The organism is Vibrio sp. SALL6 (genome assembly GCF_002002385.1).
GTDB classification, from domain to species: Bacteria; Pseudomonadota; Gammaproteobacteria; order Enterobacterales; family Vibrionaceae; genus Vibrio; species Vibrio parahaemolyticus.
Window position 1 is genome coordinate 48167 of sequence record NZ_MQVK01000006.1, and the last position, 15777, is coordinate 63943.

The following is a 15777-nucleotide window of genomic DNA, read 5'->3' on the forward strand; positions in this document are numbered from 1 at the left end:
CATCCTTAATTTTGCTGACTCGCCGCTCTGAAACACAAGCGGTTTAAGCAAAACTAGCAGGATGGGATTATTTAGAAGGTGAGAATAAATATGGAAATTGTAAGAGTGCCATCTGCTTTCCAGCATTTGTTGTGAACCATTCTCATACTCGACTGACTCTTTCGAGTCACTTCAAATTCGTGTGCCACAAAAACTGTCACTCTCGTTTGGCTAGCGCTCGTCTTTTGGTGTGTCCATCACCACCATGGTTGTGATCGACTTGACGTGTTCGCACTCACCCAACACATCAGCGTGAAACGCTTTATAAGCGGCGAGATCTTGCGTTTCCACACGCAGCAAATACTCGTTCGCGCCAGTGATGTTGTGACATTCCACCACCTCGTTTACAAAACGCACATGCTCTTCGAAACCCAGCTGTGCCTGCTTAGAGTGCGAGGCCAAACCAATCGACACATAAGCAACAAAACCCACGCCAAGTTGCTGATTATCCAGTACTGCTCGGTAGCCTTTGATCACGCCTTTACGCTCTAAATCTTGCACTCGGCGTAAGGTTGCAGATGGAGATAAACCAACGCGTTCCGACAGCTCCACATTGGAGATTCTTCCGTCTCGTTTGATCACTTGCAATATTCTTTCGTCAAATCTATCCATGATGATGTTTCATTGCTTATTTAGTTTCTAATCATCAAATAAAAGCACAATATTGACCTCAGTTCTACTTATAGTTGTTCTCAACTTATCGAGAACTGATTCAAGGAACAATCTATGGAATATCATCAACTGGGCGCTTTGGCGTTGTTCGCTTTTGTCTCCACTTTTACGCCGGGTCCCAATAACATTATGTTGATGACCTCAGGGGCAAATGTCGGCTTTAAACGCACTATCCCACACATGTTGGGCATTACCTTCGGCTTTGGTGCCATGTTAATTTTGGTGGGCATTGGCTTGATGAGCCTGTTCCATGCCTACCCGCTCACCCACTCCATTTTGAAAGTATTGAGCTTGAGTTATTTGCTGTACTTGACGTACAAAATCGCCACCAGCGACAAAACCGAAGCAAAACACGATTTTCGCCCGATGTCTTTTTTAGGGGCTGTCGCATTCCAGTGGGTGAACCCAAAAGGTTGGTCGATGGCGTTGACGGCGATTACGGTATACACCAGCGGCGGTTCTTGGCTTGAACTGACTTTTATCGCCGGTATCTTCTGTTTAGCCAACTTGCCATCGGTGACATTTTGGACGGCGGCAGGCATGCAATTGCAGCGTTGGTTGACCACCGATAAACGCGTTAAGGGGTTCAACTACAGCATGGCCGCTCTGTTGCTTTTGTCTACGATTCCAATGATATAAGTCCATCTATGGTTAAAAAACGACTCACTTTACGCGGTTAGAGAAAGGATAAAGGTAATATTTTTCTTGAGGCTTTGGCGTTAATTCACAGTGTAAATTTGTTTAAAGACGCTACCCTCTTGTTAGGGAACTTGATAACCTTTAAATGAGAAAGAGAATAATTATCGAGTAAAGTAACAATGAAAAAGAAGCCTCAACCTAAAATGCTTGTTGTCACAGACACAGAAACCATCACTCCAAACATGCAGCGCATTACCTTGCAAGGTGAGGCGCTGAGCCACTTTCCTCGTGACTGCGAAGGCAGTTACATCAAATTACTGTTTAACGATATGGGCGGCGCGGATCTGAGCATCCTGTCAGAAGACGACCGACCAATAATGCGCACCTACACAATTCGACGCTTTCATCCAGAAACCAGCTCAATCGAAGTGGATTTCGTCCGACACGTAACGCAAGATCTGCAATGCGGATTTGCCGCACATTGGGCAATGGCCGCGCAAAAAGGCGACACGATCAGCATCGTGGGGCCGGGTAGCATCTCCAACTTAAATACTGAGGCGGATTGGTTCTTCATGGCTGCCGATATGACGGCACTTCCAGCGCTTTCTGCGAAAATTCGTACGTTGCCAGAAGAGGCCAAAGGCTATGCAGTGATCAGCGTGATGTCTCCAGCCGACATCCAACCCCTACACGCGCCAGCAGGCATGGAGTTGATTTGGCTGACCGAAGGGCAAGCCTTGGCTGATGGCGTTCGCGAACTCAAGTGGTTAGATGGTAACGCTTCGATATGGTGTGCGTGTGAGTTCGATTCAATGCGTGCACTGCGCCAATATTTCCGCAATGAGAAAGAAGTCGATCGCGAGAATATCTACATCAGCAGCTATTGGAAGCAAGGCGTGTCTGAAGATGGGCACAAAGTGATTAAACGTGAAGACGCGGAATCCAACCAATAGTGGTTCATGTCTTTTCGATTCCAGCTCTCATCCTAATAAAAACGCCCGGCATCACCGGGCGTTTTTCATCATCATGTTTGACGTAATCAGTGTTTGTAAGACTCCGGCACGTCCGCAATGTAAATCGCAGGAACGCCTTCAAAGTCACTGGTAAACAACACACCATCATCGTTCGGTGTGAATGACGGATGCGGGTGAGTAATTTGGCGATCGCCATCCAACACATCCCAAGATGTGCTGTGCTTACACAGTTTTTGCGCCGATTTCGCTTTTGTGTTCAATACATACAAGAACGGGTCATTTTCGATGTTGTAGCTGTCCGCGTCTGCAACATCAACTGGCGCATCGCAACCATCACCAACCATCAAAGAACCATCGAAGTTACTCATAAGGTGAGAACAAGGTGGCATCACCATCACTTCTTCATTCTCTAATGTCTCTGGGTTGGCTTTGTAAATCACGCGATCAGTTTGACCTTTGAAGTAAGAAACGTACGCCATTGCGCTGCCATCTGGAATCCAGAACTCGTGCGTGCACGATTCACCTTCTCCGTGCTCTTTGATTTTACGAACGTTGCTGCCATCTTCATTGACCAGCCACATGCGCGCATCCACCAAATCATGCGGACCTTCATGACAGAAACCAACCGTTGAGTCATCAAACGGACGGTAAATTGGGTGACCCAGCCACGCAGTGTCTTGATGGATCACCTCCAACTCACCGGTTTCGATATCCACTTTAATTAGGCGACAAGTTGGATTGGTGTGGTAGAACTCGGCAAACTTTTCCCACGAAGTCAGCGGTTGCCAATCACGTTTTAAAATCTCGATGCCGACTAACTTGGTACAGTCAGAATTTGCCACCCAAGTACCGTAGCCTTTCCACTCTTCATCGACCGTATAAATGACTTGTTCTTCCAGCGTTTCTAAATCGACTTTCATCAAATTCAGTTCGTTTTTCACGTAGAAAAATGCACGCTCATCCGTCGAAATGAAACCGCCAAAGGTGTTGTCACCTTTACCTTCCGTCAGTTGGACTGCTTGTTGCGTTTCAAGGTTAAGCAGGTAATAGTTGCGATTTCCGTCGAAATCACCTGCAAACAGCAGCTTTTTTCCATCCTGAGTAAAGCACTTCTGGTAAAAGTAGTTACGGTGACAAATCACGTCCGTTGGCGTTAATCGCGTCACTTTCACTTGGGTATCACTATCAACAAACGTTTCGAAGTTGAGAGTAATCACATCACCTTTAGCCATAATATATCTCCACAAAAGGGCTGCCCAAGCGAGGGCAGCCAAAACAAAAATTCAGATTATTGGGTCGTTGTCGCGGCTACTTTAGAGGGCTGCGTGTCTAGCTTGGCACTCTTCTTCAAGCCGTAGCCCACAGCAAAGACTGACGCTGCACAAGCAAGGAACAATAAGCGGCCCCATAGTGGGTTTGGAATCAACACCATCAGTGTTAAACCTGCGGCCATGTAGATAACCAGCGTACCCAATTTCGCGCGTTGCATGCGGTCAACAATGTCTTGGCCTTCTTCTGCAACACACTCGGTGTCCACATCTTTAAAGAATTCCGCCGTTGTCTCTTTGTGCGTGTCTGTTTCTTCTTTGTAGAACAAAGTCGATAGGCAGAAGAAACCAGCAGTAAAGACAAGGTGAGCAGCAATGGTGATCATTGTGCGCATTTCACCGGCTTCGCGGCGTGTTAGCTCATCCATACCGAACCAGCTACCAACAAATTCTGGAGTGAAGATTTTCACCACTGACCAAGAGACAAACATACCAACCACAACTGTTGCCCATGGTGCCCATTTCGGCGTTCTGCGAATGATGATGCCAAGGAACAACGGAACTAGGATTGGTGATTGAAGTAGCGTCGCCACTTGCATCATTAGGTCAAACAAGCTTAGGTGCTTCAGTGAGTTGAAGAACTGAGCCATCATGATAACGAGGATGCCGTTCACCAAACATGCGATTTGACCAGCACGCAGTAGCTCTTTATCCGAAGCTTGGCCTTTACGCACGATGTTTGAGTAGAAGCTGCGAACGAAAATACCTGAGTTACGGTTTAGTGCAGAGTCCATCGAAGACATGGTCGCCGCAAACAGACCTGCCATGAGCAGACCAACGGTGCCTAGAGGCATTGTTTCACGAGCGAAGACAAGGTAAACCGCATCGCTTGCTTTCGCACCCAATGATGAGTATTGCGTTGCTGCATCTGGGTACAAGATTGCTGAAGCCCAAGGTGGGATGAACCAAATTACCGCGCCAAATAGCATCATCACAAGCGCCATCAGCGCAGCTTTACTTGCGTTTTTCGAATCTTTCGCGTTAAGGAAACGGTAAGACTCCTGCATGTTGTTGATACTTTGCAGCTGTTTCACTACGAAGAAGATGAACGTACAAACTAACAGTAGTGGGTAGTTCATATCTGGGCCCATGATGAAGCCACCAGGGAAGTTCTCAACGATCTCGCCAGGGCCACCAACGACGTACAATGCAACTGCCGCACAAGCAATGGAGATAACCGCAACAACCAGCGTTTGAATAAAGTCCGACGCCACTACGCCCCACGCACCACTCAGCAATGAGATAGCCAATACCGCAAGGCCAGTCACCCAAATGGTAGTCACGATGTCGGCATTAAATACCGCAGAAGCAAACACACCCAAACCATTTAGCCAAACACCCGCGTTAATCACACTTAACGGAATGATTACCCAAGTGAAAAACTGCTCGTTAGTGTTACCAAAGCGGCGTTTTACCCCTTCAGTTGGTGTATCGACACGCATTTGGCGGAAGCGGCGAGCAAAGTAGAAGTAAGCGAAAACGTACGCCACCATGTTGCCAACAAACACAGCCAATACTGCGAAGCCATCGTTAAACGCTTTACCCGCTGCACCGGTAAACGTCCATGCAGAGAACTGAGTCATAAATGCTGTGGCACCAACCATCCACCAAAGCATCTTACCGCCCCCGCGGAAATAGTCGCTGGTACTATTGCTTGCCATTTTTTTGAACAGCAAGCTGATTGCCACCATCAGGGCAAAGTAGCCTGCTATTACTAAGTAATCGTATTCCATAATAGAAACCTCGAAACGCTGTTTTAATTTAGATAAATTATATTTTCAAAAAACAAAACTAACTGAGACAAAAATCAAAACAACGGTTCATTTTTTATTTTTTGCGCTCAAACGTGATGAAGATCAATAGTGAGCGTCTTGTAAATAACTGCGGATCCATACTCGTCGTTGCTGCATTCCCTTAGTTAATCTTAGAACCAAAAAGAGATTGTCACTGACAAGTCGAAAAGCGTAAAAATGCGACCGTTGTAAGGTGAGTTTTGACGAAAAAAAGGGCTCCTGAGAGCCCGTAGTTACTCGTTAGTGAATAAGTTGCTTAAGCTGCATCGCCTCTTGCTTACCCGGAATGGCTTGCTGGGTATCAATCACCGACGCTTGCTTTAATGGCGCGAGCGTTTTGCTGTCGACCGCTTTGCCATCACTGGTGTAAGTCGTGCCATTTTCGACCAACGCATTGCCAGTCGATTTCGCACTGTTGATCACGTCGTCATATTTGCTGCTGACGTGGAATCGGTAAGAGCGGTTATTGGTGAACGTGCCTTGCTCAATCTCGCCAGAATATGGGCTCTTACGAAACAAGTAGTTGAAGCGCTTGTTATCAATCGACACGTTGTCGCTCAATACCAGTGCACCAGGGTTAAAGTTGTCCGTAAATCCGTCCATATTGTTATTGAAAGACAAGCTGTTTTTCACCACATGTGGGACCGGAATCCCCTCGCCGCCTAGCTTGAAGCCGTTACCAATCGTGCCACCCTTGTTGGCAACATCGAGTGTGCGACCGTTGCTGAACGAGATGGAATCCAAAATGGTCACCGCACCGTTTGCGCCATCTTCCACTTTGTTGAACAAGTCCCAACCGTCATCAATGTTGTGGTGAGACAAACAACGGATGAAGGTGTTGCCATCGCCGATGCGCATCTTGGCCGCAAAACCGTCTGCGTTGATCTGCGAAGGATCCATGTTGTTGTAGCTTTCGCTTTCAATCACTTGGTTGTAACTTGCCCACAGTGCGCGGCCAATGTTTTCAGGAGAGGTGATCACGAAACCAGTATCTGGCGCGCCGTGTGTCACCATTTTTTCGAAGGTGTTGTGGCTACCATGAACAATGAACTGCGCACCCGCAACTTCAATACCTTGGTAATGCCAGTAATTTGCCTCGTGACGAAGTTCCGAAACAAAGCGAACATTGTCTCCTTCCGCACGTAGGTGCTTGAGCTTGTCGGCACTGCCACTCGCCGTCAGTGGGATTTCCATCCCTTGGTAGTCGCCATCTTTCAAAATGATGGTGCCACCAGCAGGAAGCAGTTCTACTGCGGTAGCTAAATCAAGCGGTTGTGCTTGAGATCCGTTGCCTTTGTCGCTGCCGTTTGGTGCAACATACAGCGTCATTGGGTCTGGCAGAGAAACAACGTCAACGCTGTAACGGTGCGCTTGTGTCTCTTTGTTTGGGCCGTCAATGGCGGTGAATCTCACTTCCATTTGATTCGCGCCGCTATCAAGTGTCAGCCACTGGCTGAACAGCTCGCCCGCCGTCACGGTTTGCTTCGCTACCACTTTGCCATTGTGCAGAACTTCAAATTCGCCCGAGTAGTTGGCACGAGCTTGAACCGGATACTCTTTGGTTGCAGAGCGAGGTGAAGAAGCAATTTGGAATACCAATTCTCCCTGCTTGGCCGCGTATTTTGGAGCGTCCACGGTATCCGCCGCAGCAAGCTGCAAATCGACATTGCTCACCGTCATTTTTGCATTGCGTGACGCAAAGAAGCCGACGTATTGCGAGTCTGAGTTTTGCATTTCAACGATATTGGCATTCGCGCCTTTTACCGCTTGCTCAACGAATTTTTCGCCATTACGGTAGCTGACTTTGAAACCATCATTGGTGCGTGTCAGCGTCATGCGGTAGGTTTCAGCCGTGCCATAAGGCACCCCTTCCACATAATCGACACGGCTTAAACGGTTACCCGGTGTTCCCCAAGGTTGATAAACGCCTTCACGAAACGATGCGTTGATGTTGGTCATGCCATCGTTCGTGCGGGTGTGAGAACGCATTAGGTTCATCACCATGTTCGATGCAGACGGAAACTCTTCATGGCCCTCAGGTTGCGGCACTAAACGCTCGGCACCTAGAATGTCGCGCACCATCAAACCTGCGCCTTCTTGGCGGTTGGGTGTCGCGCCTGTTTCCGGGCCAAGCTGTTCAAGCACCACATCGGCACTGAGGGTAAAGTTCACATCAGTTGGTAGCTCGGTGTAGTAAAAGGTGAGTCCTTCATGCGAGTTAGCTAACTTGCCGCCGCGGCTTTCAATGGTAAATGTGGACGCTAACTTGCCAGCCGCGACAACATCACCATTGACCGTCACTTGGTTCACGCCGACTTTTTCCGGCAAAATGGTTGAGCCAAAGTTCATGTCGGTCGATTGACCAAAAGTGATCGCTTTCCAAGTCAGGTCTTCGACCTTAATCTCAGCAGCGTGTGCGGCTGGGGCCAATATGGCCGCCAGACACAAGGCTAAAGTGTGTTTTTTCATGGTCACTTTTCCTTGTTAGAAGTTGTATTTCAAACCGACACGGAAACGAGGAACATATTCATCTTTAAACTCTGAGCCGTCACCCTTGTGCGTGATCGCCGCGATAGCGAAGAATGGAATCACACCACTTTCTAACTTGGTGTATTCGCCTTTAAAGTCGATCAGCTGATCATGACCTTTGTCTTTCCAGCCACCTTCACCACCATGAATATCTTTGTACTCCGCTTCTACGCCAAGCTTGCCCCATTCAAACTTACGGTTTGCGTAAAGGTTGAGCTGGTTGTAACGCGAGTCGTCCGTGTTTTTGTACCCATGACGAATACGCGCAGCGACATCCCACTCGTCATTGATTTTGTACGCGCCCGTCAAGTTGTACTTGAACACTGACGCACCCGATGGGCTGGCATCAATGTTAATGCCCGGCGTTAGAGAGAAATTGTCGGTCGCTTTCCAACGGTAGCTCACGCCAGTTTCATGGCCTGCATTGCCCATGTGACCATCTTTGTAGTTCCATTTTGCTTCCACGCTAAAACCGATTTGGTTGTCAAAACGGTGAGAAACGTAAATACGATCTCGATGTTCGTCACCATCACGATCAGGCACATATTCATGACGAATATCCACCGATGCGGCAGCCGCTAAACCAGAAGTCATTGCAAGTAAGAGTGCAGAAGTAAGGTATCTAACTTTCATTTTGAAACACCATTTTATTTTATAATAAATCTTGTTTTAATATATTCATTATTACGTACTGATAAAGTTCTTATCGGTATTTTTGTGATCTTTAAACCGGTGTTTTAATTTTTTCGTGAGCTATGACACATGACTTTATTGGATTCGATGATCGTAATGATCTATCTGCTCTTTATTGGGATCGCTGCGTGGCTATTTCGCCGCTTTTCCACCTCGTCAAATGACTTCCTTCAGGGTGGAGGAACCATGATGTGGTGGATGGCTGGCGCGACTGCATTCATGACGCAATTTTCAGCGTGGACGTTTACGGGTGCCGCAGCCAAAGCGTATGAAGATGGCATCAGCGTGATGTTTATCTTTTGGGGAAATGCGTTGGGATTTTTCGTCGCGGCGGCGGTTTTTGCGCGTCGCTATCGAAGGTTGCGCGTAGAAACCGCCATGGAAGTGATTCGAGTGCGGTTTGGCCACACATCAGAACAGCTATTTACATGGTTAAGCTTTCCACTGACTTTGATCGCCTGTGCTATTTGGATGAACGGATTGGCGTCTTTTTTCTCTGCCGTTTTTGCCATTGAGATGTCGACCACCATTCTCGCTATGGGGGTGATCGTCACTTTGATCGCCGTGAGTGGCGGCGCGTGGACAGTGTCTGTGACGAATGTGATTCAATTAATTTTGCTGATCGCCATTACTCTAGTGATCGGCTATACCGCACTGCAACGCTTTGACTCACCAAGCGAAGTATTTGCGTACACCACGCCAATTTATGGTGAACAGATCAGGATGCCGTCTCTGTTTGTGATGTGGGCGATCGCCATGCTGCTGCAACAAACCATGAGTAATAACCACACCTTGAGTTGCTATCGCTTTCTGACCACCGCCAACGATAAAGACGCCACCAAGGCCGCATTCGTTGCTGGTGTGCTGTTTGTTTTTGCCCCTGTACTGTGGTTTATGCCAGCGTGGTTCGTGGCAGCGCAAAACATCGATTTACTGGCGATCTATCCTGCACTAGAGCAGAGTGCGAACAACGCCGCTTATCTTTACTACATCCAACATTACATGCCTCAAGGTTTACTCGGATTGGTGATGGTGGCATTGGTGGCCGCGACCATTGCGCCGCTTTCATCAGCACACAACCGCAACGCTGGCATTGTGGTCAAAAGCCTCTACCAAGTGTGGTTCAACCCAAATGCTACCAGTCGTCAGCAGTTGATGGTTGGAAAAATTGCGACGATAGTATCTGGCGTATTAGCCACGGTCACAGCTTTGCTGCTGGCGTCTGTTGAGTCGTACAGCTTGTTCGACATGATGATTGTGTTCGCGGCGTTCATTCAGATGCCAATCAACATCCCATCTCTGCTTGCGCTTGTCAGCTTGAAAACACCAAACTGGTCGGGATGGGCCACCGTTATGGTCGGATGCGCAGTATCGCTCTTTATGATGTTTATCTTTGATGTACAGTGGCTCTCTTCCTCGCCATTAACGCCAAGAGAAAGCAAAGACCTGTCCGTGGTCGCAACGCTTGCCGTTCATTTACTGGTGACGGGAGGCTTCTTCCTGTTTACGCAGGTCTTTTATGCCAAAGAGCCACCATCAATCCAGCAAAGTCGCACTGCACTTGCGATTCAACTAGCCACACCGATCAGCGACGAGGAGCTGTCCCCTATCAATCATAAGCAAGGACTTTACGTCGGCTCCATCACAGCGTTGGCGGGCATGTTACTGATTCTTGCCGGCGTCGTGTTAGCGGGCTCTTCTCAATCCATCTTTGTCGCAATTGGCTGCATCGTGTTGCTGTTTAGCTTGTTCCTACTACAACCTACCCAGCACTCTAAACGTGCTTGGCAGAAACAAAAAACTAAGTAAGTAAATGGGTAAGTAAATCGTGTGGGCGCGTTGTTTTGTGTCGCGCCTAATGGAAAGTTGGATTTTTAACTCGCCAAAACTGCACATAAAAAAACGCCTACGGTGGAGCCGTAGGCGTTGGCAAATTGCTCAAAAGATCGTTCGACTATCTACGATAGTTCTCGGCGCTAACCGGGGTGAGGAATTATTCGATAATTCCCGCAACTTCACGAACCAGCTTCGCCAGTTCATCCCATTGCTCGTTGTCAATCAAATCGCCGGGTACCATCCAAGTACCGCCACACGCTAAGACTGAAGAAATAGACAAGTAATCTTTAACATTGCTTGGGCTCACGCCACCGGTTGGCATGAATTTTACAGGGTAAACCGCAGACAATGCTTTTAGCATCGCGACGCCGCCTGACGGTTCTGCTGGGAAAAACTTCAGCGTACGCAGACCCATTTCCATTGCTTGTTCAACCAAGCTTGGGTTGTTGACACCAGGGACGATGGTCACGTTACGCTGTTGGCAGTATTTCACTGTAGTTGGGTTGAAACCTGGGCTCACAATGAAGTCCACGCCCGCATCAATCGCTTCATCCACTTGCGCGCTTGTCAGCACAGTTCCCGCGCCAATCAGCATCTCTGGGTACGCTTCGCGCATGTTTTTGATCGCTAAAGCGGCATCCTCAGTACGGAACGTCACTTCAGCACATGGCAGGCCATTTTCAATCAGCACTTGTGCCAGTTTCACTGCCTTGCCTGCGTCTTTGATCGCGATAACAGGGACTACTTTAATTTCTGAAAGTTGTTGGTTCAGATCTTTCATTTCATCGTTCCTTAAATAGTTGGCATCGCTTGGCTTGGAATGATCGCGCCGCGATGTTGAATAACCGTGCCAGCCACTTTGTGGCCAGCAAGCGCAGACTCAGCAACGTCTCCGCCTAAAATTCGTTTTGCAAGATAACCCGCACTAAAAGAATCACCCGCCGCCGTGGTATCCACCACAGCATCAACCTTCAAGGCCGCAACGGTGTGTTGTTGATCTTGTGTTACAACAAAACAGTCGTCCGCGCCACGTTTCACGATGATCTCTTTCACGCCAAAGTTTTTCGTACGGCTGATCGCTTCATCTTCGTGCTTATCTCCCCACAGCATGACCTCGTCATCGAAGGTCAAAAATGCCATGTCGGTGACGCTGAGGATCTTTGAGTAAAAATCACGAGCTTGCTCGATGTTAGGCCAGAGCTTAGGGCGGAAGTTGTTATCGAATGCGATTTTCACACCTTCTTTACGGCACATTGTTAGCAGCTCAATCAACATCTGACGACAATCGTCCGAGATGATCGCCAAGCTAATACCACTCAGGTAGATCATTTGATGCTGACAAAGATCTTTCACCAACGACAACAATGCTCGTTCACGCAACCAGTATTTTGCTGCCGCATCATTACGCCAGTAAAAGAAGCTACGCTCGCCATCTTCGGCGGTTTCAATCGCGTAGATGCCTGGCAATTTATCTTCAGAAAGGTAGACCATGTCCGTATTGATCCCCTCTTCACGCCATGCCGTTAGCATTTCACGACTAAACGGATCATGCCCTAATCCCGTCACATACGAAGTTTCGACCCCGTGTTGTTTGGTTAAACGAGAAAGGTACACCGCGGTATTGAGCGTATCACCGCCAAAACCTTGCTGTAGCACGCCGTCATGTTTTTTAAGCTCCACCATACATTCGCCGATGATGGCGACACGACTGATTGGGTTCATGGGAAGTCTCCTCAGTATTTGATGCCGCCATTATTGCAATTACAAAACCAGTTAACAATAAAAATAAAACAACGGTTCATTTATTTCGTGAGCTTGATCTATCTGCGTGCTTTCTCGGCCAGATTTTGTAGCCATGCAGAGAGCAATTGCGGCCACGCCGCGACAGGCAAACCTTGTGCATCGCGAATGCCAAAACCGTGTTTACCTTGCTCAAACAAGTGCATTTCGGTCGAGATTTCGTGCTGGCGAAGTGCTTGCCAAAACACGAGGCTGTTTTCCGCACTCACAGCAGTATCGTCACTGGCATGTAAAAGAAAACAAGGCGGCATGTCTGACGTCACCTGTTTTTCTAGCGAAAATCGGAGAAGGTCAGATTCACGTTCCAAATTAGCCAGTAACTCGGCACGCGAGCCCATGTGCGCAATATCGATGTTCATACTGATCACCGGGTACATCAAAGCGCAAAAATCGGGCTTGGCAGATACACGCTCCGCCTCATCTTGAAGAGGATAAATATCCAATGCGTGATTCGTCGCTAAGCTCGCTGCAACGTGTCCGCCAGCCGAGAAACCTAAAACACCAATCGATGATAAGTGAGACGCCAAAGGCAACCGACGCACCAAACGCATTGCTCGCTGCGCGTCCGCCAGTGGCGTCCAAGATCCAAATTCGTGCCCTTCGTTTGGCATGCGATAGGTCATCACAAACACGGTAAAACCTGCTTGGTTCAACACGTGTGCGCTGTCCGCCCCTTCTTTATCCACCGAGACTCGCTGATAACCACCACCGGGCATCAATAAAATACCAATCCCGTTGGATTGCTCTGGTTCAAACACGACAATTTCGGGATGCGTGATCTCAAACACTGCGCGATCTGGTAACAACTCGTTCGGATTTCTTTCTTGATAACTTTGCACCAGATGGGAGGGGATTTGAGGCTCAGACCACAAAGGCAAAACGAGATGCTCAGGAAACCAAGTCTGTAGTGAAGTAATCGGCGCAACGTGCATGGCATTCTCTCCGGCTTAAAAACAAAAAAAGCCAGCACAATGGCTGGCCTTAACCTATTTCCCGATAAAATGAGTGCCTAGTCTAGTAGCGACTTCACATATTCTGCAATTTCAGGTACTTGGCAGTGCGCAAAGAAACACTCTTGGAATTGCGTGCTGCCTACTGCAGTTTTCACTAGCTCTTGGTCGATAGCACGTAGACCTTCAACCACGTCTTTTGCTACCGCTGATTTCACGTTGTTTAGGATAGCTGCATTCGCTTGCTGAGGTGCTGCTCGCTCAATTGGGTAACCTTCGCCGCGCTTGCCTGTGAACGCTTTTTCGAAGATGTAACGAACGTTCAATTCACCCGCCCAACCAAAACCTTTAGCAAATGCTAGAGAAATCGCGTTGCCGTTATTGATTTGGTTGAACAGGAACGCGTCTGATGGCTCTAGGCAGTAACCACAAACAACGCCAGGGTGTAGGTTGCAAGACATCAATGCACCTTGGCCAGTACCACAACCAGTTACCACGAAGTCCACAGCTTTTGAGTTCAGCAGAATGCTCGCCATGATACCTAGGTGAATGTAAGTTAGGTGATGGTCGTTTTCATCCGTCATACCAACATTGAAAACATCGTGACCAAGGCCACCTGCTACTGAGTTAAGCTCACCAGCCACCATTGCGTTTTTCGCTGCTTGGCTGTTTTCCATCATTAGTGCAATTTTCATGTGTTACTCCTGCGGAAACTCCGCATTCAAATTTCAATTCTTAAACAAAATCTTTGCGCATTGGGGTGAAAGTATCGATAAGTACACCCGCTTTCAGACAAACACAGCCATGCTCAATGTTTGGCTCTTTGTACATAGTATCGCCCGTTTTGACGATTTTTTTCTCATCACCGATGGTGAATTCAAACTCACCAGAAAGCACGTAAGTCAGCTGCTCGTGCGGGTGTGAGTGCATCGCACCAATTGCACCTTCTTCAAAGTGCACTTCTACCGACATCATGTTGTCGCTATGTGCCAGTACTTTGCGTGAAATCCCTTCGCCGAGATCTTCCATCGGAATGTCTTGGTTAAATACGAACATGGTTCACCTAATAACTTGATTGATTAATCATGGATTCTGATTGCTGACGATGTAAGCGATAAATCGTCAATAAATTCATCACGATCACGGTCATTTCTAACAGCGTTCCACCAATGGAACCCACCAGAATATTATTGGTTAGCCAGCAAGACGCGCCGAGCAAAAAGCCAATGCGCATCCTGATCCCTGACAAGCAGAACACCGAGTATGTACCAATCACCGTCCCGATAATCGGCCATAAATCACGCCATTGCTCTGCTACCCAAAAGCCACTGACTAAACTGATCACAATAAAGACAGCAGCAACTCGTTTCGACGAGACAAAAATCGCCGTGGTCGTTCTGAGCGCCGACAGCAATGCGCTCAGCGCAGAGACCATCGAACCCAGCAATAAAAAGTGGAGAAGATGATTGAGGTTAAAAATCAGCATCAAGATTTTTAGGTGCCTGTCATTCTTCTGGTAGAAGACGGAGAATCCCAAACCAAAACTAATAAACCCTAAAGCTTGCGCTAATATCGAGGTATCCACCATCACCTTCTCGCAACTCGATTAGCGCGCTAGCCAGCCACCATCTACTGCGATGGTGTAGCCGTTGATGTAATCCGCAGCTTTAGATGCTAGGAATACACAAGGGCCAGCTAGATCTTCTGGCGTACCCCAGCGAGCAGCAGGAATACGGTCTACGATTTCTTTGTTGCGCTGTTCATCGGCACGCAATGCCGCTGTGTTGTTGGTTGCCATGTAACCCGGAGCAATCGCGTTTACGTTGATGCCGTGGCTTGCCCATTCGTTCGCCATTAGGCGAGTCACACCCATTACGCCACTCTTAGACGCAGTGTAAGAAGGCACGCGAATACCGCCTTGGAAAGAAAGCATTGATGCGATGTTGATGATCTTGCCGCCTTCACCTTGCGCGATGAACTGTTTTGCAACCGCTTGAGACATAAAGAACACAGACTTCACGTTGATGTTCATTACGTCATCCCAATCTTGCTCAGAAAACTCGATGGCGTCGTTACGACGAATGATGCCCGCGTTGTTCACTAGGATATCAATGCGACCAAGTTCGGTTACTGCGCGGTCAACGATAGTTGGGATGTCGTCTAGTTTCATTAAGTTAGCGCGGATATCGACGAACTTACGGCCTTCAGCCTCTACTTTCTCAATCGTTTCTGTTGGTTCGCTGATGTTTACGCCAACAATGTCACAGCCCGCTTTTGCTAGACCAAGCGCCATACCTTGACCAAGACCAGTGTCACAACCAGTAACAATGGCCACTTTTCCCTCAAGGTTAAATGAATCAAGAATCATGTCGTTTTCCTCAATAGTAGGTAATGTCGTGATTTGGCGTCTTGGCCATGTCACTTTGTATGCATTCATCCTGACCCAAAAAGAAACTGTTTGCAATTTTTTTTGAAAAGGCGTTTTAAAAATATTGATTGTGATCTTGTTTTTCTGGATTCTTTA

15 protein-coding genes are annotated in these 15777 nt (G+C 47.8%); 3 read left to right on the forward strand and 12 right to left on the reverse strand.

Annotated elements, in window-relative coordinates:
- Nucleotides 1-210 precede the first annotated feature (210 nt).
- Complete coding sequence (locus BIW15_RS02105) at nucleotides 211-651, reverse strand: Lrp/AsnC family transcriptional regulator (protein ID WP_031381613.1); 441 nt, start codon at nucleotides 649-651, stop codon at nucleotides 211-213.
- A 114-nt stretch (nucleotides 652-765) separates the two neighbouring features.
- Between BIW15_RS02105 and BIW15_RS02110 the strand changes: the two genes are divergently transcribed.
- Together BIW15_RS02110 and BIW15_RS02115 are read left to right on the forward strand one after the other, a co-directional pair.
- Nucleotides 766-1350: a LysE family translocator gene (locus BIW15_RS02110; RefSeq protein ID WP_005482872.1), complete on the forward strand. Its 585-nt coding sequence runs from the start codon at nucleotides 766-768 to the stop codon at nucleotides 1348-1350.
- Nucleotides 1351-1529: 179 nt separating this feature from the next.
- Entirely contained in the window at nucleotides 1530-2303 is a 774-nt protein-coding gene (locus BIW15_RS02115; RefSeq protein ID WP_077280482.1) for a siderophore-interacting protein, read from the forward strand.
- 86 nt (nucleotides 2304-2389) lie between these two features.
- Here BIW15_RS02115 and BIW15_RS02120 read toward each other — a convergent pair whose 3' ends face one another.
- The 4 genes from BIW15_RS02120 to BIW15_RS02135 all read right to left on the reverse strand — a co-directional run bounded on the left by BIW15_RS02120 (nucleotide 2390) and on the right by BIW15_RS02135 (nucleotide 8607).
- Entirely contained in the window at nucleotides 2390-3556 is a 1167-nt protein-coding gene (locus BIW15_RS02120) for an oligogalacturonate lyase family protein (protein ID WP_077280483.1), read from the reverse strand.
- A 56-nt stretch (nucleotides 3557-3612) separates the two neighbouring features.
- On the reverse strand, nucleotides 3613-5385 hold the full coding sequence (locus BIW15_RS02125; RefSeq protein ID WP_005487072.1) for a sodium:solute symporter family protein: 1773 nt from the start codon (nucleotides 5383-5385) through the stop codon (nucleotides 3613-3615).
- 300 nt (nucleotides 5386-5685) lie between these two features.
- Nucleotides 5686-7914 (reverse strand): exopolygalacturonate lyase, encoded by a 2229-nt coding sequence (locus tag BIW15_RS02130; protein ID WP_077280484.1) that lies wholly within the window; start codon nucleotides 7912-7914, stop codon nucleotides 5686-5688.
- Nucleotides 7915-7929: 15 nt separating this feature from the next.
- On the reverse strand, nucleotides 7930-8607 hold the full coding sequence (locus BIW15_RS02135) for an oligogalacturonate-specific porin KdgM family protein (protein ID WP_005482845.1): 678 nt from the start codon (nucleotides 8605-8607) through the stop codon (nucleotides 7930-7932).
- 129 nt (nucleotides 8608-8736) lie between these two features.
- Between BIW15_RS02135 and BIW15_RS02140 the strand changes: the two genes are divergently transcribed.
- Nucleotides 8737-10476, forward strand: a complete 1740-nt coding sequence (locus tag BIW15_RS02140) for a sodium:solute symporter family protein (protein ID WP_077280485.1) — start codon at nucleotides 8737-8739, stop codon at nucleotides 10474-10476.
- A 184-nt stretch (nucleotides 10477-10660) separates the two neighbouring features.
- Here BIW15_RS02140 and BIW15_RS02145 read toward each other — a convergent pair whose 3' ends face one another.
- The 7 genes from BIW15_RS02145 to kduD form a co-directional block, all read right to left on the reverse strand.
- A complete protein-coding gene (locus tag BIW15_RS02145; protein WP_005460834.1) occupies nucleotides 10661-11284 on the reverse strand; it encodes a bifunctional 4-hydroxy-2-oxoglutarate aldolase/2-dehydro-3-deoxy-phosphogluconate aldolase in 624 nt (207 codons plus the stop codon).
- An 11-nt stretch (nucleotides 11285-11295) separates the two neighbouring features.
- Nucleotides 11296-12225 (reverse strand): sugar kinase, encoded by a 930-nt coding sequence (locus BIW15_RS02150; protein ID WP_005482884.1) that lies wholly within the window; start codon nucleotides 12223-12225, stop codon nucleotides 11296-11298.
- A 98-nt stretch (nucleotides 12226-12323) separates the two neighbouring features.
- Nucleotides 12324-13235: an alpha/beta hydrolase gene (locus tag BIW15_RS02155; RefSeq protein ID WP_077280486.1), complete on the reverse strand. Its 912-nt coding sequence runs from the start codon at nucleotides 13233-13235 to the stop codon at nucleotides 12324-12326.
- Nucleotides 13236-13312: 77 nt separating this feature from the next.
- Nucleotides 13313-13948, reverse strand: a complete 636-nt coding sequence (locus BIW15_RS02160) for an RpiB/LacA/LacB family sugar-phosphate isomerase (RefSeq protein ID WP_005460779.1) — start codon at nucleotides 13946-13948, stop codon at nucleotides 13313-13315.
- A 40-nt stretch (nucleotides 13949-13988) separates the two neighbouring features.
- Entirely contained in the window at nucleotides 13989-14309 is a 321-nt protein-coding gene (locus BIW15_RS02165) for a cupin domain-containing protein (RefSeq protein ID WP_005467181.1), read from the reverse strand.
- A 7-nt stretch (nucleotides 14310-14316) separates the two neighbouring features.
- Nucleotides 14317-14841, reverse strand: a complete 525-nt coding sequence (locus BIW15_RS02170) for a YgjV family protein (protein WP_025501296.1) — start codon at nucleotides 14839-14841, stop codon at nucleotides 14317-14319.
- A gap of 18 nt (nucleotides 14842-14859) precedes the next feature.
- Nucleotides 14860-15621 (reverse strand): 2-dehydro-3-deoxy-D-gluconate 5-dehydrogenase KduD, encoded by a 762-nt coding sequence (kduD, locus tag BIW15_RS02175; RefSeq protein WP_005482916.1) that lies wholly within the window; start codon nucleotides 15619-15621, stop codon nucleotides 14860-14862.
- Between the last annotated feature and the right edge of the window lie 156 nt (nucleotides 15622-15777).